General features: G+C 45.3%; 19 protein-coding genes. 5 read left to right on the forward strand and 14 right to left on the reverse strand.

Annotated elements, in window-relative coordinates; translation table 11 throughout:
• Nucleotides 1-35: 35 nt before the first annotated feature.
• Nucleotides 36-1,226 (forward strand): multidrug effflux MFS transporter, encoded by a 1,191-nt coding sequence (locus ODZ53_RS03055; protein ID WP_372675862.1) that lies wholly within the window; start codon nt 36-38, stop codon nt 1,224-1,226.
• 80 nt (nt 1,227-1,306) lie between these two features.
• Here ODZ53_RS03055 and ODZ53_RS03060 read toward each other — a convergent pair whose 3' ends face one another.
• The 4 genes from ODZ53_RS03060 to ODZ53_RS03075 form a co-directional block, all read right to left on the reverse strand.
• Complete coding sequence (locus tag ODZ53_RS03060; protein WP_372675863.1) at nt 1,307-3,319, reverse strand: endonuclease MutS2; 2,013 nt, start codon at nt 3,317-3,319, stop codon at nt 1,307-1,309.
• A 362-nt stretch (nt 3,320-3,681) separates the two neighbouring features.
• Complete coding sequence (locus ODZ53_RS03065) at nt 3,682-4,152, reverse strand: macro domain-containing protein (RefSeq protein WP_372675864.1); 471 nt, start codon at nt 4,150-4,152, stop codon at nt 3,682-3,684.
• Nucleotides 4,153-4,169: 17 nt separating this feature from the next.
• Nucleotides 4,170-4,556 carry a hypothetical protein gene (locus tag ODZ53_RS03070; RefSeq protein WP_372675865.1) on the reverse strand — a complete coding sequence of 129 codons (387 nt, stop codon included), beginning with the start codon at nt 4,554-4,556 and terminating at the stop codon, nt 4,170-4,172.
• 22 nt (nt 4,557-4,578) lie between these two features.
• Nucleotides 4,579-5,142, reverse strand: a complete 564-nt coding sequence (locus ODZ53_RS03075; RefSeq protein WP_372675866.1) for a putative glycolipid-binding domain-containing protein — start codon at nt 5,140-5,142, stop codon at nt 4,579-4,581.
• Between the two features lie 155 nt (nt 5,143-5,297).
• On the opposite strand from ODZ53_RS03075, the gene ODZ53_RS03080 reads away from it, so the two are divergent.
• Nucleotides 5,298-6,758 carry a flavin monoamine oxidase family protein gene (locus ODZ53_RS03080; RefSeq protein ID WP_372675867.1) on the forward strand — a complete coding sequence of 487 codons (1,461 nt, stop codon included), beginning with the start codon at nt 5,298-5,300 and terminating at the stop codon, nt 6,756-6,758.
• Between the two features lie 61 nt (nt 6,759-6,819).
• On the opposite strand, the gene ODZ53_RS03085 is transcribed toward ODZ53_RS03080, so the two are convergent.
• From ODZ53_RS03085 to ODZ53_RS03095, 3 genes are all read right to left on the reverse strand, one after another.
• Entirely contained in the window at nt 6,820-7,389 is a 570-nt protein-coding gene (locus ODZ53_RS03085; RefSeq protein ID WP_372675868.1) for a GNAT family N-acetyltransferase, read from the reverse strand.
• Between the two features lie 47 nt (nt 7,390-7,436).
• A complete protein-coding gene (locus tag ODZ53_RS03090; protein WP_372675869.1) occupies nt 7,437-8,024 on the reverse strand; it encodes a DUF3238 domain-containing protein in 588 nt (195 codons plus the stop codon).
• 316 nt (nt 8,025-8,340) lie between these two features.
• A complete protein-coding gene (locus tag ODZ53_RS03095; RefSeq protein ID WP_372675870.1) occupies nt 8,341-8,775 on the reverse strand; it encodes a hypothetical protein in 435 nt (144 codons plus the stop codon).
• Between the two features lie 464 nt (nt 8,776-9,239).
• Between ODZ53_RS03095 and ODZ53_RS03100 the strand changes: the two genes are divergently transcribed.
• Entirely contained in the window at nt 9,240-9,833 is a 594-nt protein-coding gene (locus ODZ53_RS03100) for an AAA family ATPase (RefSeq protein WP_372675871.1), read from the forward strand.
• Between the two features lie 4 nt (nt 9,834-9,837).
• Here the strand turns inward: ODZ53_RS03100 and ODZ53_RS03105 are convergent, their stop codons facing one another.
• The 3 genes from ODZ53_RS03105 to hutG all read right to left on the reverse strand — a co-directional run bounded on the left by ODZ53_RS03105 (nt 9,838) and on the right by hutG (nt 14,035).
• Nucleotides 9,838-11,412 (reverse strand): FAD-dependent oxidoreductase, encoded by a 1,575-nt coding sequence (locus tag ODZ53_RS03105; RefSeq protein ID WP_372675872.1) that lies wholly within the window; start codon nt 11,410-11,412, stop codon nt 9,838-9,840.
• A gap of 457 nt (nt 11,413-11,869) precedes the next feature.
• Nucleotides 11,870-13,057, reverse strand: a complete 1,188-nt coding sequence (gene gltS / locus ODZ53_RS03110; RefSeq protein ID WP_087348204.1) for a sodium/glutamate symporter — start codon at nt 13,055-13,057, stop codon at nt 11,870-11,872.
• 12 nt (nt 13,058-13,069) lie between these two features.
• The gene (gene hutG, locus ODZ53_RS03115; protein ID WP_372675873.1) at nt 13,070-14,035 is read right to left on the reverse strand and encodes a formimidoylglutamase; all 966 of its coding nucleotides are present in this window, start codon (nt 14,033-14,035) and stop codon (nt 13,070-13,072) included.
• A 110-nt stretch (nt 14,036-14,145) separates the two neighbouring features.
• On the opposite strand from hutG, the gene ODZ53_RS03120 reads away from it, so the two are divergent.
• A complete protein-coding gene (locus ODZ53_RS03120) occupies nt 14,146-15,036 on the forward strand; it encodes a LysR family transcriptional regulator (RefSeq protein ID WP_372675874.1) in 891 nt (296 codons plus the stop codon).
• 37 nt (nt 15,037-15,073) lie between these two features.
• On the opposite strand, the gene ODZ53_RS03125 is transcribed toward ODZ53_RS03120, so the two are convergent.
• The gene (locus ODZ53_RS03125; protein ID WP_372675875.1) at nt 15,074-16,192 is read right to left on the reverse strand and encodes a hypothetical protein; all 1,119 of its coding nucleotides are present in this window, start codon (nt 16,190-16,192) and stop codon (nt 15,074-15,076) included.
• Nucleotides 16,193-16,343: 151 nt separating this feature from the next.
• Here ODZ53_RS03125 and ODZ53_RS03130 point away from each other — a divergent pair, with 151 nt between their 5' ends.
• Nucleotides 16,344-16,568 (forward strand): PLDc N-terminal domain-containing protein, encoded by a 225-nt coding sequence (locus tag ODZ53_RS03130; protein WP_372675876.1) that lies wholly within the window; start codon nt 16,344-16,346, stop codon nt 16,566-16,568.
• A gap of 132 nt (nt 16,569-16,700) precedes the next feature.
• Here ODZ53_RS03130 and ODZ53_RS03135 read toward each other — a convergent pair whose 3' ends face one another.
• From ODZ53_RS03135 to asnB, 3 genes are all read right to left on the reverse strand, one after another.
• Complete coding sequence (locus ODZ53_RS03135) at nt 16,701-17,867, reverse strand: cytochrome P450 (RefSeq protein ID WP_372675877.1); 1,167 nt, start codon at nt 17,865-17,867, stop codon at nt 16,701-16,703.
• 45 nt (nt 17,868-17,912) lie between these two features.
• Complete coding sequence (locus tag ODZ53_RS03140) at nt 17,913-19,229, reverse strand: condensation domain-containing protein (protein ID WP_372675878.1); 1,317 nt, start codon at nt 19,227-19,229, stop codon at nt 17,913-17,915.
• Between the two features lie 66 nt (nt 19,230-19,295).
• Entirely contained in the window at nt 19,296-21,113 is a 1,818-nt protein-coding gene (gene asnB, locus ODZ53_RS03145; protein ID WP_372675879.1) for an asparagine synthase (glutamine-hydrolyzing), read from the reverse strand.
• Between the last annotated feature and the right edge of the window lie 11 nt (nt 21,114-21,124).

The raw sequence follows: 21,124 nt of genomic DNA on the forward strand, positions 1-21,124 counted from the left end.
GTTTGAGATTTTCGGAATATAGGGGGAATGTACAAGTGAATAGAAAAATCTCAACACCATCTTTACTACTGTTGATTATTCTGGTGGGTTTTCCGCAAATTAGCGAAACGATCTACACACCTTCGTTACCTGATATCGCCAATAGCCTACATGCCAGTAACAATATGATCCAACTGACACTCAGTATTTACTTCCTCGGCTTTGCCTTGGGTGTATTTTGCTGGGGAAGACTCTCTGACTCTATCGGTCGACGCCCTGCCATGCTCTGGGGAATTTTCGTTTACGGACTTGGCAGCTTGGGTTGCTACCTCTCCGATTCGGCTGACTGGTTGTTATGGAGTCGGTTCATCCAAGCTTTCGGTGCGAGTACAGGATCGGTGGTAACCCAAACCATCCTACGAGAGAGTACCGATACCACCACGCGGCATGCTGTTTTTGCTCAGATTTCCGCTGCTCTCGCTTTTACGCCTGCAATTGGCCCTTTAATCGGTGGTTGGGTGGATCAATCCTTTGGCTATCAGGCTGTCTTCTTCACGCTGATCGCAATGAGCGTAGTGATTTTTGCTTACACATTTGTATCGTTGCCTGAGACCAAAACGTCTACTGCTTCAAAGATAAGCACGCTAGCTGTAGCCAAACGCCTTTTTACGGACAAAAGGATTTGGGCTTTTGGCTTCTTAATCGGGGCGACAAATGGCATGTTGTTCAGTTACTATGCCGAAGCGCCATTTATTTTCATTGGTTTTTTCGGCATGACGCCTGGTCTGTTTGGGTTATTGGGTATTTTCGTAGCTTTGGCCTCTGTGATCGGGGCAATGCTCTCGAAAAAACTGCTAACCAAATACCCGGCTGAGAGCCTAATTTTAATCGGCTCGCTGGTAACGACGTTTGGGGCAGTATGCCTTACAAGCTTCACTTTGTATGGCGCGAGTCCTTCCGTTGTCTCGATGGTGATCATGGTAGCCTCTCTCTTTACCCTTTTGCTGGGGATTGGGATCGCGATTCCAAACTGCCTGAGTTTAGCTCTTGTCCACTACGGTGATGTACTCGGAACTGCTGGCGCTATTTTTGGTTTGGGCTACTATCTCATCGTCAGTCTCATCACGAGTGGCATGAGTTATTTTCATAACGGCTCGCTGGTCACCATGCCTATCTACTTCTTGCTATTGGCGATCATGATGGTGCTTGTAAGTAAACAAATAACGATTAGCCATACAGCCAAATAGCCTATTCGCTCTGTTCAGCAACTTCAACATCAAAAAAGCCGATTCTCTCTTAGAGAAAATCGGCTTTTTGCCCATACTCGTCACTCCTCCCGCTTCGTCTCGATCGATAATCCTTCGACATGCTTGCGACTCATCATTTTACGTTTCTTCCGGTTCTCTTTTGTCTCGAAAACGATGTCCATGTCATAATCCGCCGGATACAGCTCTTTGCCCTCAATATGCAAGACGAGGCGCTTTTTGTTGATTTTATATTTCTGATTTTGAATCATGACACCAACGATACCTTTGGAGTCCTCCGCACTAAACACGATGCCGATTCTCCCCAGATAGGAGATGAATACACAATCACCAACCGCAAATGGTTTGTCACGCTTTGGCGAGGCTGGTGTGCCTGCGTTTTCTGATATCTCCTGTGGAAGCTCCTCTCGTCTTTCCTCTTCCACCTCTACTTCCACTTCTTCTGACTTTTCTATTACTCGTGTCTCCACATAGCTTGGAGCCTCATCCACTTCCTGCTTGACGTCTTGGTATTGTTCCAGCCTTTCCATAGTGGTAGTCGTCGTCATGAACCCATTCCGAGTAATTTCCCGAGAACGCTGAATCATCTCAGACGGGATACCCAGCTTCAATGCGATCAGGAATGCGTAGCTCTGTCCAGCTTCTCCGATTCGCAAGCGATATAGTGGCTGTAAGGTCTCCTCGTCAAATTCCATTCGTGCATTTTGAAACCCGGCAGTTGCGGAGGCGAAATTTTTGATTTCGTTAAAATGTGTATTCACGATCACCGTCGCACCTCTTCGATGCAGCTCTTCCAAAATCGCAATCGACAAGGCGACTCCTTCTCCTGGATCTGTACCCGTTGCCATCTCATCAATCAAGACGAGAGTCGAGGCGTCGGTAATCTTTAAGATTTCCAGGACGTTATGAATATGCGCCGAAAACGTACTTAACGCTTGCTCGATGCTCTGCCCATCTCCAATATCTACCGCGATGTTGCGGAAAATGGAGAAATGACTGCCTTCCTGTACGGGTACGAGCAAACCCGACTGTACCATCATGGTTAACAGTCCGATCGTTTTTAACGTCAATGTTTTTCCGCCTGTATTGGGACCTGTAATAATCAGCGATTTGTACTCTCGACCAATCTTCATATGCAGCGGCACCATTTTCGGGCCGAGTAGCGGATGCCGTGCTTCCTTGACATCGAGGATCCCTTTTTCGTTTAGTTCGACATTCGCGCCTCCGATTGCCAATGCGTACTTCGCTTTTGCGAAAAGGAAGTCATACATTCCAACGGTCTCGACATTCACGGTGAGTTCATGGGTGTATTCTTCTGCGAACGCGGACAATTGCATCAGAACTTTTGTTACTTCACGTTCTTCCTCTGCCTTGAGTGCTGTCAGCTCGAACTGTACGGTGCTAATCTCCGTCGGTTCCATATAGACGGTTTGACCGCTCGCTGATTCATCTAAGACACTGCCAGCCACTTGCTTGCGATGTTCTTTTTTGATGGGGATGACATACCGTCCATTGCGTGTACTAATCACATTTTCTTGCATGATCGAACGATATTTGTTCACGATCGAATCCAGTTGTCTTTTCAGGCGCTCTTCAAATACGACAATGCGTTTACGCACCTTCAACAAGTCTTTGCTGGCCGAGTCGACAACTTGCCCATGACGGATGCATTGTTCGATTTCGTTCCTCAATTTTGTGGAGTCGTACATCGATGCTGCATAGGTGCTTACCCGTGGCGCCAATTGTGCTTTTGTCGCCATGTACTTCATTAGTTGTGAGCAACTTGTTAGGAACAAGTACAGATTTGTAAAATCATTTACGCCAAAGACATATCCCGTCCCCAAGAGGGCAAGGATCTTCTCCATCCCTTCCAGCGCGGGAATTGGTACACTGGCTCCGTTTTGCAGGATGTTCTTGGCTTCTGCTGTTTCGTCCAGCTTACTACGCACTACTTTGGCAGAGTCTATCGGCATCATTTGTTCTACATGCTTTTTCCCTGCGTACGATAAGGCGTATTCCATTACCTTTTCTTTGATCTTGTCGTATTCGAGACGCTGTAATGCTTTTTCATTCATGGCTGATTTCTCCTTTTTTATGGAAAATAAAAAAGGGCGAAGAATGAACAAATGTCATTCTCCGCCCTTTTTTTGGGATACCTAAACAAAACGCAACCAAATAAAAAACCGCGCTGAACACAGCACGGATTTTGGGCGCAATGATAGGATTTTCACCTAAGGCATTGTATGATATCCGTTGTTCTTAACTAATTCCAAGGCCGATTATCACCCAACACAAAGAAACTTTGCTACATGGCAAAATTTCAAAGGTTGAATCTAGACCTTTTGTATGGAATTGCTTTAGTTAAGAACGACCGCCGACATCAACATCTCTCCCTAGATATGGTTCTTTTTACTATAGCGCATGTGATACTCTGGCGTCAATCCGCTTGGAATTTGTACAGCTTCACACCATAACCAGTAAAAATCTCGTCAAGCTGCTTACTCACCACATCCCAGTCCCCGCCTGCTAATCCGCAGCCGATCCCGTATGGTATGGCGATAGTCAGATTTTCTTTTTTCGCGAGGGAGAGAACTTCTTCCAACCCTTTTTGCAGCATGTCATATTTCGTGTAGACTCCTTTTTTCCCATAACCGAGCTGTGCGAAAAGGTTGGCAATGTACTTCCCTTCCCCGACCTGGCAAAGCAACACTTGTCCAAGGAGATCACCACGCGAATCCGCATACTGCTCGCAATGCCGCTTGTATTCCGTATAAACATTTGGATATTTGGCTCTTATTTGCTTGGCAAGCCCTGCTCCCATCACGCCCATGCAGTTAACCTGTTGCACGATGATATTTTCCGTAGCTTCCAAAATGTTGCCTGACACGATTTGTACCCATTCATTCATGACACTTACTCCTTTCCTTACGCTACATGTAGGACTTTCCTTTTACGCCTTAAGAAGCGCAGGCTAACAAAATAGAGCAAAGATGCTACTACGCCCAGGACATAAAACTTGGGAAGCAGCGTAAAGGTATGCATAACGATGAAGAAAAGCATCACAGTTGCGATGATTCCAGCCACGATGTACAGCAATGCTTCTAGTAGGAAAAGGAGACTTCCCTTGTTCCTTGGTAATCGTTTCATGATCCAATCTATAACGATAGATTGCGGAATCCCTAACAGAAACACCGTCGGGAACGTAAACATCGCAACGAAAAGAACCGCGGATCGATCCTGAAAATACAGAAGTGCAGCCCCAAACGTAAATAAAAAGCTGGCCAGTATACCCGCAATAAACCTTTCAGCCATGCGGAGCCATCCCTCCTTCTTCCTATACCTGCTCACGTATAAACAGGTCTGGATAGTTTAGAACCAACCCGTTTGTATCAACCGTGATGTTTTCCACGAATGTTCCTGCCCGATATTGATAGACAGACGAGTCCTCTTTGCTTTCTAGCAGCGTATATTGTTGCTGAACTTGTCTATACGTCAGCTCATGGGCTGAGAAATAGACTACCTGGATAGACTGTGGCTCCCCCGGAGAATACGACAAACGCCGGATTGGCAGAGTATTTGTGAAAGGTGTACAAGAAATATCGATATCGATACAGCCAACGAGCTCAGGAATGGGCTCACCCACCTCGTTTGTCCAATTTCCCTTGCCATCCGATGAGAAATGCAAAGCTCCTTCTTCACCTACAATCGCCAGAGAAACCTCTCGTGTGGCCCAATTTGAATCCAGGACCATTTCATATTGGATTCTGGTAAGGGTAGCGTCATCCATCCTCCCGATCACTATGCTATTTACGTGGATTCTGTTCGACCCCTCCCGTATTCTCAAGTGCTCATATCCGACACCTGTCGTCGGTTTCCAGATAACATTCGTTGGTAACACGCGAAGCCCTCCGATCATTTGTTCCCCTTTTCTCTATCCTATCATTTCTTGGATGAAAATGGTAGAGTCCTGTATGATCGGCTTACACAACGCATACCTGAGTCATCCATGGAATAGGATCATAGTACCGGAAAAGAATGGAAAGGAGACAATCGATGGGTAATCCCTCCTTCTCCTTAACACAACCTGAGATGCTGTCCATTATTCGCAACGGTCTCCCAAAAACCCACTCCCCCCTCAATATCATCATCGTTGGGGCTGGACTGGCTGGTCTTGTTTCCGCCTCGTTGCTTAAAGCAGCAGGGCACAACGTAACGATTTTGGAAGCTGCGGACCGGATAGGCGGGAGAGTTTTCACACTGCGCTCTCCTTTTACCCATGGGCATTATCTAGAAGCTGGGGCCATGCGTATTCCTCATACGCACGAACTTACCCTAGCATACGTGAGCAAATTCTCTCTCCCCCTTCATCCATTTGTCAACAGCTCTTCCAACGACATCCTCTCCATAAATGGCATCAAAGCAAGACGTTGGATCTATGAACGCAATCCCGACATCCTCCGCTTCCCTGTAGCCCCACATGAAAAAGGTCGTACTTTCAATGAGTTAGCCGGTCAGTCCGTTAAGTCTGTCATCGACTTCATCAAACTCGATCCAGCGAAGAATTGGCCCATCGTCGTCCAAAAATACGATCGTTTCTCCATGGATCAATTCTTGCGCTTCAATCCTGTTGGCCCTTCCTTATCCGCCCCCGCTATCGATATGATCAAGGTCATGACTGGCTTCGAGGGTTTCCCTGAGCTCGCTTTTCCCGAAATTTTACGAGACTTCATCCTGTTCGATCCTTCTACACGTTTTTACGAAATAACAGGGGGATTTGACCAGCTACCACAGGCATTTCTTCCACAATTACAGGACCATATATACTTCCGGCATAAAATGACGCGAATCGTCCAGACGGGAAAGCAAATGACCATTTCTGGCGTTCGTACCGACACAGACGAACGATTTCAGATGACCGGTGATATCACGATTATTACCATTCCTTTTACCGTCTTGCAGTTTGTTCAGGTCGAACCGTACGACCTGTTTTCCTATCAAAAATGGAAAGCTATTCGTCAGCTCCACTATGTTTCCTCCTCCAAAATAGGTGTTCAGTTTTCTCAGCGCTTCTGGGAAGCACAGGGAATAAGGAGCGGACAAACCGTAACGGATTCACCTATTCGTCTCTCTTACTTTCCCAGCCACGGGTTTGATCAGCCTGGAGGTGTCGTATTGGTCAGTTACACATGGGAGGATGACGATCTGCCATGGCTTAGCATGTCGAGAGAAGAACAAGTGATGCAAGCAGTAAAGCATCTGGCTGACATTCATGGGGAGCAGGTGTACAAAACCTTCGTTACGGGGGTCACACATAATTGGGCGTTGCAGCCTTATGCTGCTGGTGCCTTTGCCTTGTTCAAACCGTTGCAGGAGAAGGAATTAACTCCCTACATTGGTGCGCCTGAAGGAAAAATTTACTTTGCGGGAGAGCACACCTCGAATGAACATCACGGCTGGATTCAAGGAGCGATTGAGTCTGCTGTACGCGTGGCTGTAGAGGTGGGGAGAAAATAAGCGGAGGTCTGTACGATGAAATTTCCGTACATTCCCCCGCTGCTTATCTACTACGATTCTTTTACGAATTCCATTCATATTCTTTTCGAAGCAACGCCAGCTTCATAAGATCAATGTACATCCCATTTTCAAATTCCGTTTCTCGATGGATTCCTTCCACTTGAAAGCCAAATTTCTGGAGCAAATGGATCGATGCCGTATTTCGGGTATCTGCGTCTGCTTCTATTCTGTTTAGATGCATATGCGAAAACCCGTACGCGATAATAGGCCGCAGTGCTTCCGACATGATCCCCTTATTCCACCACGAAAAATTCAGATCATACCCAATCTCTGCTTTGTTATGTACAGCATGATAATGTTTATAGCCGCAGCTACCAAGAAATTTTCCCGTAGAACGATCCGTGACCGCCCACCTGATTCCCTGCTTTTGTTCAAATAAGTCTTGATACCATCGAAGTTCATTTTCAGCATCTGCAATCGATTGAAACCTCTCGATCCCTACATATCTCGCCGCATCTTCATGTGACAACACTTCAAAAATATCTTCGATGTCTTGTTGATCAGGTTGGCGCAGGATCAATCTGTCTGTTTCGATGACAGGGAATTGATCGAACATCGTCGGGTTACTCACGCTAAGAACCTCCTAGAAAACGTATGATGAGTGATTTTTGGTGCCTACTACAGAATCTTACGAAAATGATATTCCATTTCTCCACCCAAGGCTGCCAGAGTATCACCTGTTTCACGGAAATCATGGGTATAAATCGTTTCAAACGGCCCAAAATCCGTTTGCTTATAAAACTCAAAGCAAGGGAAGCCATCATGCGCTCCTTCAATCTGCACAAGACCATCCCTTTTCGCCGTTACCGACAATAAGTAGTCAACCGGTGGCGCATGCTCATTCAGGGGATTACTCGCACTTGCGCTCATTTCAAAGCTCACTTCTTCATCCGTTTTCCATATCATATTCCTGCACAAAATGCCCTCCGTACTCGCTTTTCCCTTTCGCAGCTGAATCGAGCCATCAGGATTCGTGATTTTCTCTGTTGTGATTCCCGTATTCTGATAAGTAAACATTTCTTTTTTCATAAAGTCTACGACAACCTCTTGCTCCACTCTGGAACGCATGGTGTTTACCGTATACGGGGTAAATTCACGCGAATCGCCTTCGAATTGAATGATTTTTCCTGTTTGCGGATCAGTCCTTGGTTCCGTCCATGATAAGGGGATAAATACACTTGCCCTGATTTTGATCAGGTTCACCATACCTTGACACCTCCATGTGTGATTGTTCTTCTAAGACAAATATGTGATGTTTTGGTGCGGAATGAACTGATACCGCCATGAGAAACGCTTTTCTACAATGATCCTGGTTTAGTTCACCCACGAGTAACTCATAGATGGCAGCTGTTCTCTTTTCCTCGTCATATTGTAAAGCGAGATGATAGTCCCAAAATGGTATAGAGTTTTAGACCAGAACCCCTTTTGGTGCAAGAGGTCCCGGTCTTCTAAACATCTACGATTTAATTGTCATTACGCACTAACAGTGAGAAACAGTCCATATGACTGGATGGATTGGGCTTCATTTTCGTAAGGTGAGCTTCGTTTTACCAACCGCTTTTACCTTTGCTGAATTCCGTTGGACTGTCTTCCGTCGGTTTACCCTATTCCTAGACCCCGGCCCTCGAAGGATTGCAATTACACTTGAAGCGGAGACTCCAGGAAAAGAAGGGAGTGCAGCGGTGACGATAACTGCTCTGAATCCAGGTTGATCAGGGTTGATAAACGATCTAAATTTTGCCGTAAAATTTCCTTTGGCGTCTGTAATAGTAAAGGCAGGGATTACGACACCAAAAGTATTTTCGGTTGCAAAAACGACTACGATCCCTGCTTTAGGACGTCCGTTCACCTTGACTTGTCCCGAGAGATTCGATGTTTCCCCGGCTACGATTATGGTTGGTACGGCGATCATGGTCATCGTAGCTTTTTTTCGTTTTGTTCCCTTTATTGAACTCATACCTCAACACCTCCATTAACAGTTATGGTATTACAGCATTACCATATGAAAATGGGGGGAGGTTTGTCTGTGTGAATGGAGAGATGTTTGCAGGAAATGCTAGCCCTCTCCGCTTAGAGCAGATGCATCTTGGCTTCGCCTCGTCCCACTGCTCTTGTCATTGTTTCCAACCTAATCAGAATGTCATCTATTGATTCTCTATTTGCAACGCCTTTCCTTTAGTCCATATTCTAATCCTTTATTAATCAGTCATTCCCCACGCAAAAAAATTGGACCTATCACGATAAAGTTCCCCTCATTTTGGTGTGACTGTACTTCCTTTTTCGACACGCAGAAATATTATCCTATTTGTGCCTCGTTTTCTAAATCGCGTTTTCACGACCGCCATGATATGATTCAAAAAGCTAAGAATATCCAATGATTTCCATGTTCAAACTCACATAACATCAAATTAGTAAGGTGGGATGATGATGCAAGAGAATGCCAATGTTCACGCACCAGACAGATGTATTTTTCTCGTTACGGGGATTATGGCTTCGGGAAAATCAACAGTAGCTCAGTTACTTGCTGAAAAGCTAAATCGAGGCGTTCATCTGCGAGGTGATTCGTTCCGACGAATGATTGTAAATGGCAGAGAGGAATATATGCCTGAACCGTCAGAAGAAGCCATTCGTCAGTTGTGGTTGCGCTACAAAATAACAGCCTCTACGGCAGACACTTTTTTTGAAGAAGGATTTAATGTCGTTGTACAGGATGTTGTGATTGGCCCCTTTTTAGGCGAATTTGTTGAAATGATTCAAAACCGTCCGTTGTATGTGGTAGTACTCACGCCAAATGAAAAAGCGGTTGAAGAGAGAGAAGCTTCCCGTCCTAAAACAGGGTATGGTGCTTGGACGATTTCCCACCTGAATAAAATCTTGCAGACCGAGACACCAAAGCTCGGCATGTGGATCGATTCTTCCGAGCAGACGCCTCAGGAAACTGTCGAGGAAATCTTACTCTCCGTGAAAAAACCTGAGTTCGGTAAAATCCCGAACTCAGGCAACCAGATCGTCTAACTTCTTACACTGCGTACATGGTTGGCCAGAAGTACTCTACGCCTTCCGCGTACAAGAACGCTTGGAACTTTTTCAGCTCATCGGGAGTGTTACGGACAGCGCGAGGAGTCAGGCCATGTTGCAAGCAATAAGCTGTCAAATAACCAGCTACCTCACCGACGTTCCACTCTACTGGGTGGAGACGGAAGCATCCATTTGTAATATGCGTAACCCCAAGATTTTTGCCCGCTGGCAGCAGGTTATTTACACGCACAGGGATTAGGCTCCCCAACGGAATTTGGAACGGATAGGTAGACACATCGACGTAATTGCGGTTCGCTGTGCTCGGATGCAGGTCGATTCGGTAGCTACCGACACCAACAGAATCTTCGAAGGCTTCTGCTTTGCCTGTTTTGCGGACAAATGCACTCACATGTTGCTCCAATACGGTGAATTCCGCTTTGATCCGGCGGGATTCACGAATATAAGGATACATGGCCAGTCCATCCTCTGTTCCCATTACATCCTTGCGCAGTCGTAGTCCTGGATACCCTTGTCCACCATCTGGGCGAGGAGCCTCTGTTTGCATCCAATACAGAAGGGAGAGACTCAACTGTTTACCGCCGTAAAGGTGACGCTGACGCTCTTCCTCTGGCACATCAATGATCGAGCCGAGCCAGTAATCATTTTGCGGCCAGTTCACAGTCGTTACGCCACTCTTGTACAATCCGTTCTGGAAGTTTTTCGGATCAGCAATCTGACGATACGTGAAGAGCGGAAAATACTTAGTACCCGGAAACAGCTCATATCGTACAGATTCAGCAGTATTTCGCGGGTTGGAGCCTGTCCAGCTGAGCAGCTTGTCCGGCCAAAAATCTGCTTTGTAGTTTCTCCAGAAGTCATACGTTTCCGGCTTGGCAATGGTGTGATCTTCTCCCTCCAAATAATCCATGGCAAAGCAATACGTAAATGCCTGAATATCATTTGGCTGCGGCGGCCCGACAACAGCATTTGGCTCCCCTGTTTGATCCACTGATTCAGCGCCAAGTACGTATTCTACGCCGGCTTGCGGGAGCACATCTCCACATTCTGTCGCATCCAAGAAATAAGGTGCTACCAGCTCATGAAAATCATGATGCTTCTGATCTTCTACTGTGATCGACAGTACGTTATCGCCAGCCATGCGAACAGCATGCAGCTTATGATTCGTCAGAATAGTAAGTCTACCGCTGTTAATATAAGGAGCAAGCATCTGATAAAAAACAGCTAGCGCTACTTTTGGTTCGTGGCAAAGGCGACTTACCGAACCGTTACCAGGATCAAGATTCGGGATGACGCGGGCTTCTGCCGTCATTGGATAGTGGTTACGATAATAATCACGCACGCTATCACGGAATGTGCGATAGCTGCGCGTGCAACCGAACTGTTCGATCCATGGATGCTCATCTGGCGGTACTGCTTGGCTCGTAAATTGACCGCCAATCCAATCAGTTTCTTCCGTCATAATAACTGATTTTCCTGATTTCGCTGCTGCCAGTGCTGCTGCGCAGCCACCAGTACCTCCCCCAATAATTACCACATCAGCATGAAGTTCTCTCATTCTACTTCCCTCCACATTCTCTACTTTTTGGTTGTTTCTTCCAGATTGTACGCAAAAATTGACAAAAGGTTACAATTTTCTCAAAAAAACAAAATAATATTTTTCATCGGCTTCTACTTGTGCAAACTTTGACTCTGCATTCGCGCCTCAAATTTGCCTAGGAGTTGCTGCCCCTTTTCATCCCCTTCCTGCTGTCTCTTACCAAGCCAGCATCCCACATCTCTACCCTGAAACTTGTATCGTTGGGTGAAATTTCCTTTGCGAAGTTACTCAAAACAGGAACGTACGTTCCTATATAAATATATACGAACACGATGCGAACAGTCAAGAAATTATTTCCTTTTTTCTCTATTATTTGTAAAGCTCTAAACGGTTGAGAGTAAGCCAAAGTAATTGTAAGCACAAAAAATCCCTCCAGCTCGACTTTCTCCAGCATGAAGGGATTTTTGAATCGTCTTTATTTAAACAAATTAATCGTGGTAATAATGATTGGCATCGCGAACACGTCAATCAGGAAGGCACCGACGATCGGAACGACCAAGTATGCTTTTCGCGAAGGACCAAATCGTCCCGTTACGGCCGCCATATTCGCCATTGCGTTTGGAGTAGCGCCCAGACCATGCCCTGTAAAGCCTGCGACCATGACTGCGGCGTCGTAGTTTTTGCCAAGCAAACGGAACAGAACGAAAATCCCAAACAAAACGATGAAAACTACTTGAACAAATACGATTACGAGCATTGGAAGTGCTAGATCGGCAACTTCCCACAGCTTGATGCTCATCAGTGCCATGGACAGGAAGATTCCGAGCGTCACGTCACTGATCAGGTTGATGCTCTTCATGTCGATTGCCTTTGGATTGAGCTTGTCTACGATATTACGGACAATCACCGCTACAAACATCGCTCCCACATAACCTGGTAAAACAAATCCGGTTGCAGTCGAGAACAGCTCTCCCAAATACGTTCCCAATGCCATACAGAACGTAATCAACAGGACTTGGATGAAGAAGGTATTCGAGTGAATCGGTTGTCCTTTTTCTTCTACTGTCTCTACTACTTCTTCCGTTTCCGTCGGTTTCAGATCGTGTTTGGCAATTAAATATTTCACAGTCGGTCCGCCAACCAAGCCCCCTGCTACGAGACCAAAGGTAGCTGCTGCGATCCCAATCGCCAACGCAGATTGAATGCCCATATCCTCAAGCGTTTGTCCAAAAGCGCCAGCGGCTCCATGTCCACCTTCCATGGAGACAGCCCCTGCCATCATCCCGATTAACGGATGAATACCGAACACGGAAGCTAAAGACACACCGATTACGTTTTGGGCCAAAGCCAGAAATCCACAGGCGATCCAGTAAATAACGAGTAGCTTACCACCAAGCTTGATCAGCTTAAAGCTCGCTCCCAATCCAACCGTAGTAAAAAACGTGAGCATGAACAAGCTTTGCAAGGAAGTATCCAATGTAATTTGTAAAATTCCGGTCGCTTTCAAAGCCGTTGCAATGATAGCGAACAACAAGCCCCCAACCACTGGTGCCGGGATACAAAATTTTTGCAAGAAGCTAGCCTTTTTTACGAGAAATGTACCTAATACGAGAAGTGCTACTGCGAGAAAAATCGTCGTTACTTGATTAAGTGCTAACGTCATAGTTGTCTCCCCTTAGTTCTCTAGTAATCCCATGATGGCTTCATTCGTCAAGTAAGCACCTAACTTTACTGTTCTTCCGTTTTCATCTAAAACCGGATTCACTTCACAAATATCAAAAGAAAGCGTTTTCTTATGAGCGGCAACGGTACGGATCAAAGTACGAACAATCATCGGTGTTAAGCCGAAAGGAGATGGAGCACTTACTCCCGGTGCAAAAGCTGCGTTTAAAACATCTGTACACAGCGTCAGCATGACATGATCGTGCTTTTCGATGAATTCGCTTACAGATAAACAAATTTCATCCATTCGTGCGTCTGTCATCTCTTCTTCATACACATAGCGCACACCAAGCTCATCTGCTTTATCAAATAGCTCCTGTGTATTTCCGAAGCGTTGAATCCCCAGCACATAATAGCTGCTATTTTTGTCATGCTCTAGTATTTGCCGAAACATCGTCCCCGATGAAGGCTGAACTTCATAGGAACGCAAATCGAAATGAGCGTCAATATTGATAATGCCCAGAGAAGCCTCTTTTCCAATGTGCTTCCGGACACCAACGTAATGTCCATACAATGTCTCATGGCCTCCGCCTAAAATAATGGGCGTCATGGCTTTGGAAAAGATCGCAGAGACGGCATTCCCCAACTCTTCCTGGGCAGCTTCTAGCTCTTCGTTTGGACAAGCAACATTCCCCACATCAACAATCCGTTTTCCTTCCTCCACCTTCCAAGGAAGGCTTGCAAGCGCTTGCCGAATTGCGTTTGGAGCTTTGGCTGCACCTAATCGTCCTTGATTGCGCCTTACTCCCTCCTCGCATTCAAACCCAATGATAGCGACTGTACGGTCCTTGGCAGCTTGCAATGTATCCAAGTCCGTTATTTCTACAATCTGATGGTAGCGAAAACTACTTCTTCTCTCCGTATGGTCAGTCCGGCCGGTCCACAAATCTGCTGATACATTCATTGGCAAGCTATTCACCCTTTCTGAACCTTTTGTTTATTGATTATATAATGACAAACTTATTATTTCTAATATATAATTTAAATAAATTGATAGCTTTAAGCTATAAATAAGGGTAGGCGATCCAGTTGGATATCAAGCATTTGCACTATTTTGTGACAGTTTGCGATCAGTTGAGCTACTCCAAAGCCGCACAAAAACTGCATATTTCACAGCCTTCCTTAAGTAATGCGATCAAAAATCTGGAGCAAGAAGTCGGCTCTCCACTGCTCGAGAGAAACACGAGGAAAATGGAACTGACGGATGCTGGTAAAATCTTGTATCAGAAATCGTTGCTGCTTCTTTCCCAAATGAACATGCTGAAAAAAGAGATGGAAGAAGTGAAACTGACCGGGAGCGGAGATCTCATCATCGGCATCATTGAATCCGTGAAGCATTGGATTCCAAAGGTCATTCGCGGATATCAGGGGCGCTTTCCCTCTATTAACATCAAGCTAATCGAGGTGCTAAGCGGGAAGGCTGTAAAGGAATCACTGCGGAAGTATCATACGCACTTGCTCATAACCAACCAATTCATCGATGAGGACGATATCGAATCCTTTCCCCTGTATGATGAGCGCTTAATGCTGGTGCTACACAAGGATCATACGCTAGCGGAAAAGGAATCCGTTCGCTTGAAAGACTTGGCTAATGAGCCATTCATCATTAGTACAGAGGGATTTCAGACGAGGGAGGATATTTTAACAGCCTTTTGGTTTGAACAAGTCAACCCGCAAATCAAATTTGAGATTGAGCGCTTTGAAACTGCGTTGACGTTAGTGAGGGAGAATCTGGGGGTTACGATTATTCCGGAGAACTATTTGTCTGGATCAACAGATGCTTCGCTTGTTCGGAAAACGATTGATTCGCCTGCGTTGGAGCGGACAGTTTACTTGGCGTACTTGAAAAATCGTTATTTGGCCCCGGCGATGCAGGCTTTTCTAGAGGAGGTTCGGGCGAAGTTTCCATCCAGAACATAGCCAATACCCTCTACATCACATAGAGGGTATTGGGTTACTACCTTTGAGGAATCGTCAGCGTTAACTCTTCTTCCGTATTCTTCTGATAATCTTTCTTCCAGTAGAGAATCTCGGTTTCACTCTTCCATTCGAGTGGAAAGTAGTCCGTGTGATCATCGGCTTGAAGCAGCTTTTTCTGCTTCATGGTAGCCAAATCATACAGCCATATGTCTTCTGTCTCTTCGTCTTCCATCCCGTATTTTTCTTTCGCAACTTTCCCACTTAATAAAGAAAATGCTGCCCATCTCGAATCTGGTGAGAAATGAAATTGGGAAATATACGAAAAAGGCTCACTCATTTTATCGTTTGCTACCTGATAGATTTGTCCGCCGCGATGTCTGCTCGTTCCCGTATCCAATAGGAGATACTCAGAATCTGGAGACCATGTAAAGAAATAGCGGTCAATGACTGCCTCTTTTATTGGGGAGGGTGAATCGTTGCCAACCTTCCAGATGTATGCCTGACCCTCTTCGGTCGTTCCCTTATAATAGGCAACTGCTTGAAAGTTCGGCGACCATTTGGCGTGAAAGGTATCCTCGCCTGTATACAGCTTTTGCTCGATCTTGTCCATTTGCTGCCATGTTTCCGGACTCACCTGTATACTTTCGGCCTCCAAGGTTGCCTGTGGATAAGTAGCGGGATCAACAAGATTATAGTAATACGTGAAGCCATCTTTTCCATATACTTTTACATGATGAGTCGAACGTTCATAGTAGCGGGCGTTTCGGCGCTCCTCGTCCTTGTCGGGTAGGTAAAACGTGTATTCATCCTCCTTCCACTCCCCCTGATATGTTCCCCCTTTCACCTTTTCTATTTCACGGATTTTATGGAGTACTTGATAAGGAGACAGAGGTTCTTTTCGTTGTTCTTCCACTGGTTGGTTGGTAGGGACTGTTGTGTTTGGGCTAGAGGCTGGAATTGGTTCGGATGTTGGTTCTTTCTCCGTTTCTTGATTGGGTGTAACGGATGGAGTAGGGCTTGGTTTTGCTGTGGTCTCTGTTGTTTGGCCGTTGTTCTCCAATGTGATCGGTTTGGTCGGTTCCTGTTGACATCCGGTTACCAATGCGATCATCCCGAGCATCGAAAGCCATCTTCTTTTATTCAAAGTTTTTCTCAATGGTTAAGCGCCCCCAAGGATGGTAAGAAGTAGAAATAATACATTCAGATTATACCAATTTTTACGCGCATAGAATAAATTGATTTCACAATTCGATCATCTTTTTATATAATTGGGAAAGTCTTGAAAACATTCAAAAGCAGGTGATCCTTTGGTTAGTGTAGGCGATGCCCCTTCTACCTTTTTTGTGTTTCTCCCCGTCCTTCTCCTCTTATTATTGAACGTGATTAATATTGTCATCAGCATTTGGGCATACCGTGATGCAAGGAGACGAGGGAATAGCAAGGAGTTCTCCATCATCGTGCTTATTGCTTTGTTGTTTTTTCCGATTATTGGGTTAATTGTTTATTTATTGATTCGGAAAGATAAGTTTTGAAAAGTAAGGAATTCCCTGTCCTTACTTTTTTATTTTCTCTTCGTACATCCCTCCACATCTGATTTTCCGAAATAAAAAAAAGCAGTCAAACAGGAATCCCTTCCTGCTCAACTGCTTGATAAAAAAATAGGATTAGTCTCTCGTCACATGGAGGATCAGATCGTTCTCAAATCCGCCGATTGAGATGTCAGAATAGCACTTGAGCATTTCTGTTAGCATCACCTTTGCTTCCAGTCTGGATAGTGGTGCTCCCAGGCACAAATGGCAGCCTTTTCCAAAGGATAAATGCTTGTTGCTATTCGGTCGATGGATATCGAATTGATCTCCCTGTGTAAAGGTATTTTCATCACGATTGGCAGAACCGAGCCATGCCATGACGATTTCGCCTTTTTTCATCAGACTTCCGAACATATCCGTATCTTCTTGAACCTTGCGCATCAAAACCTGTGCTGGCGGACGGAAGCGTAACACTTCCTCGATCGCTTGATCTACCAGTTCCGGATTGTCTCTTAATTCACGATATACGCCTGGTCGATCTAGTAAAAAGCAGTAGAAAACACTGAACAAGAGCGTACTTGTCGTTACATTTCCTGCGAGCAGCAAGCTAATTGCAATATCAATAATCTCGCGGTCAGATAGTTTTTGGCCTTTATATTCTGTTTGCGTTAAATCGGAGAGAAAATCTTTTGCCGGGTTCTCTCTTTTTTCTTGAATGATCGGCGAGAGATAAACAGCCATTTCCTTCATAATTTCTTCTTTTTTAAGTGTAATATCCTCATACGTTTCGCGGGTCCCGGAAGTGATGAGAACATCGGACCATTGTTTGAACAGCATCCAATCACTGGACGGTACACCGAGCAAATCGGCAATGACAATGACCGGCATCGGGGTTGCGAGATCACCTAAAATTCTGATGCTTTGCTTTTCTTTTACTTCCTCTAGCAAATGACGTGAAATTTCTTGAATGCGCGGCTCCCACTCCTGAAGTGTTCTGGTTGAAAAGGCCTTTGTATAAAGCGCTCTCCTTTTTCCATGATCAGGCGGGTCCATCTCTGTGATGCCCTTTTCTTTCAATGCGAGGGAACCGGCGATTCGTTTGCCTGTATCGCTTGAAAAGAGATGGTAATCGGTCAGCACACGTTCTACATCCGGATAGAGAAATACGTTCCAAACCTGTTGCTTTTCATCGTAATGGACCGGGCTATTTTTTCTCATTTCCGCATACCAGCCGTATGGTTCAAACTGTTGTTGCAGATTCTCGGCACCTGATATTTCATTAGGGAATACTATTTTATTCATTTCAATCACTCCTTATTTAAATAAGTAGGGAATTGCTGCAAACTACTACACTCGGTAGGATTTGATTTCCTCTATCATGGTATCTAGGAGTTTTTCTATTAACCCACTATCTGTATTCGATTCAAAGAAGGAAATAGTGAGGGTTATGCAATCTTGATACGTACTGACTCCAAGCATCAATCCTGGTGCGTAATAGGCTGGCGAGACGATATACGCCCCTGCGACTTTCACCTCATCGAATGTTATTTGACTCGTACTAATCATACCGAAATTTGATAATATTGGTGTACTTTTTCCATCTGCTACAATTTGTTTTCTTACATCTTGAATGATCTTCAAGGTGTGATCGAACTCGAAATTTTCCACAAAAGCAAACGTGTTTACTGCATCATGCAAAATCTCTTTATTATCGCGTTGATTCTTCATGAATTCGGCCACTTCTTTTACCTTATCTGCAAATGTCTCTGTTGCTTGATTCATAGTAGCGTGAACAACGCCAGACAAGTTGTAAATCGCGTCTGCCTTGCCTTTGGGTAAGAATTTCCTTACATTAACTGTCACCATGACTTTGATTTGCTCAGCCGGAACATTCTCCATCTGTTGATATAAAGCTCGCATGTAGGCAGCCAATAGCACATCATTTACCGTGAATCCTTTTTGTTTAAATCCATGCACAAGCTCTAGCCATTCTTCGCGCGGTATTCTGCGAATGGCTTGTTTCCTTTTGGCTGGTTCTCCAGGCGTAAACGGAAGTGTTGGTCCCTGGGGTTCTGGGGCTTCCGGCATCCCGCCAGCTGGGATACCCATCTCCTTGAACAAACGGCTCTGATCCCTGCCCTCAGGCTTTGATTTGGGAACGTAGCGAGGGTTTTGTGCAAGCTCACTATATAGCGATGCTAACAAGTGAACATACTCGATCAACCCTGCACCATCACTGCATAGATGATTCAGTTTGATGCAAATGATATCTTTGGACGAGGTACGCAGAATGCGAATTTTGACCATCGCATCAGCATCGATGTCTATTGGGCTCGAAAGCCACTCCTGTATGGCTTTTTCTTCGGAATCGGACTCACTGAGAAGTTGCAAGGAACACCAACCACTTGACGCCAAATCGTTGCGTCGCTCCCAATAGGGGCGGACTGGATCTTTTATAAAACGGCAACCAATGATCGGTTCCGCAATGGTGCTTGCCTCCATCGCTTGAAGCAATCGCTGTTGATTCACCTGTCCGTCCATTTCCAGCACCATTTGTAGCTGGCAATCGGAAAGATAGCTAACCATGTAATTAAACCTGTCACTCCCGTTTGCAGGCAGTCGTTGCGGGATTGCCATGTTCTGATTTACTTCACTGACATTCATTTCTTTCACACCCCTTCAACTAAAAAACATCCTGACTGTCCTTTTTATCAGCAGATCCTTGGGCTTCTATCGAATGGAAATCTTGTATTCCTCTAACCACATATTAATTTGGACGAGGTATTCGATCAGTTTGGTTGATTGAGCGAGATTCATAGGCGCTTTACCATCCAGTACAAATTGGATCACAGACTTATTAATCAAGGGTAATAGAGGCGAATTGGGATTCGCCAGAATTTGCTTCATATGGTCCAAAATCGCATGGTAATACTCTGGATGATAGGTCATCGGATATGCGCTTTTGTTGCGGTACAATACTTCCTGCGGCAAATAGCCTTTGAACGCTCTGCGAAGCAAGCCTTTTTCGATTTGATCAATATTTTTTACTTTCCATGGGACATTCCATAAATATTCAACCAAACGGTAATCACAATAGGGAACACGTACTTCAAACCCCGTATACATGCTCATTCGATCCTTGCGATCCAACAGCAGCGGGAGAAAGCGTGTGATAAAAAGGTACGACATTTTGCGTTGTTGAGCTTCCAGAGCTGTCTCCCCTTCCAAAGGGGGCACCTCTGCAATTCCTTCCTCATACCGCCTGCGAAGGTATTCTTGTGGGCGAATCTTCTCGATGGCTTCTTCATTTAAAAAGGAACTCCACCCGTCATGCTCCATCCAAGGGAATTTGCCTGAATTCAAGAATTTCTCCTTCTGAAACCAAGGGTACCCGTTAAACACTTCGTCTGCCGATTCACCTGATAGCGAGACGGTCGCTTTTTTCTTCATTTCCCGGCAGAACAAATAAAGTGAGGTATCTGTCTCCCCTAATCCCGGGAGATCGCGCGCTCGCAACGGCATATGAAAATGAGTGATCAGATCTTGAGCGTTGAAGGTAATCTCTTGATGTCTCGTTTGTACATGCTCTGAGACTGATTTCGCCCATGGCGCATCCAAGCTAATGTGCAGCAGACCCTCTTCAAAATGCTGATCATTGTCAACAAAATCTACCGAATAGGTTTGCAACCTCTGCCCTTTTTTACGAAGCTCTTCAGCGGCTAAAGCGACCAAGCCACTAGAGTCCAAACCTCCAGACAGCATACTAACCAATGGCAGGTCAGAGATTAACTGACGCTTTACCGTGTCTTGTAGCAGGGCGCGTATTCTTTCTGTCGTTGTATCCAAATCATCGGTATGCACCTTGCTCTCGAGTTTCCAGTATGGCCTTGTCCTGATTTGATCCTTTGTGACTGTTACACAATGTCCAGCTCGAACTTCATTTACATTGCGGAAAATGCCAAATCCAGGCGTTCTCGCCGGACCGAGTCCGATAATATCTGCTAACCCATCCGCTTCAACTTCAGGCTTCACTTTTGGATGGGCAAGCAAAGCTTTCAGTTCAGAGCCGAACAAGAACGAGCTCCCACGTTGACAATAAAACAATGGTTTTACACCCAAGTGGTCACGTGCTAAAAACAAGCGATGATTTTTTTCGTCCCAAATGGCGAATGCAAAAATTCCATTGAGATGACGGACACATTCCTCTCTCCATTCCAAAAAGGCGTGCAGTAATACTTCCGTGTCAGAATTGGTTTGAAAGGAGTGTCCAAGCAGCTCTAACTGGCGGCGTAGCTCCAAATAATTGTAGATTTCGCCATTGAACGATAAGACACATGTCTGATCTCCTTCTCGGTAGATCATGGGCTGCTTGCCACCTTCTGGGTCGATCACGATCAGGCGCCGATGCGCAATCGCTGCCCGTGGAGACAACCAATACCCCTCTTCGTCTGGCCCGCGATGTTGGATCGCTTGAGCCATTTTCTGCAAAATAGCATGCTGGGATGACAAATCGTCATCCCAATCAAGCCATCCCACAATTCCACACATAGTAACCTCTC

The organism is Brevibacillus sp. BD137, from assembly GCF_041644655.1.
Taxonomy (GTDB): domain Bacteria; phylum Bacillota; class Bacilli; order Brevibacillales; family Brevibacillaceae; genus Brevibacillus; species Brevibacillus brevis_D.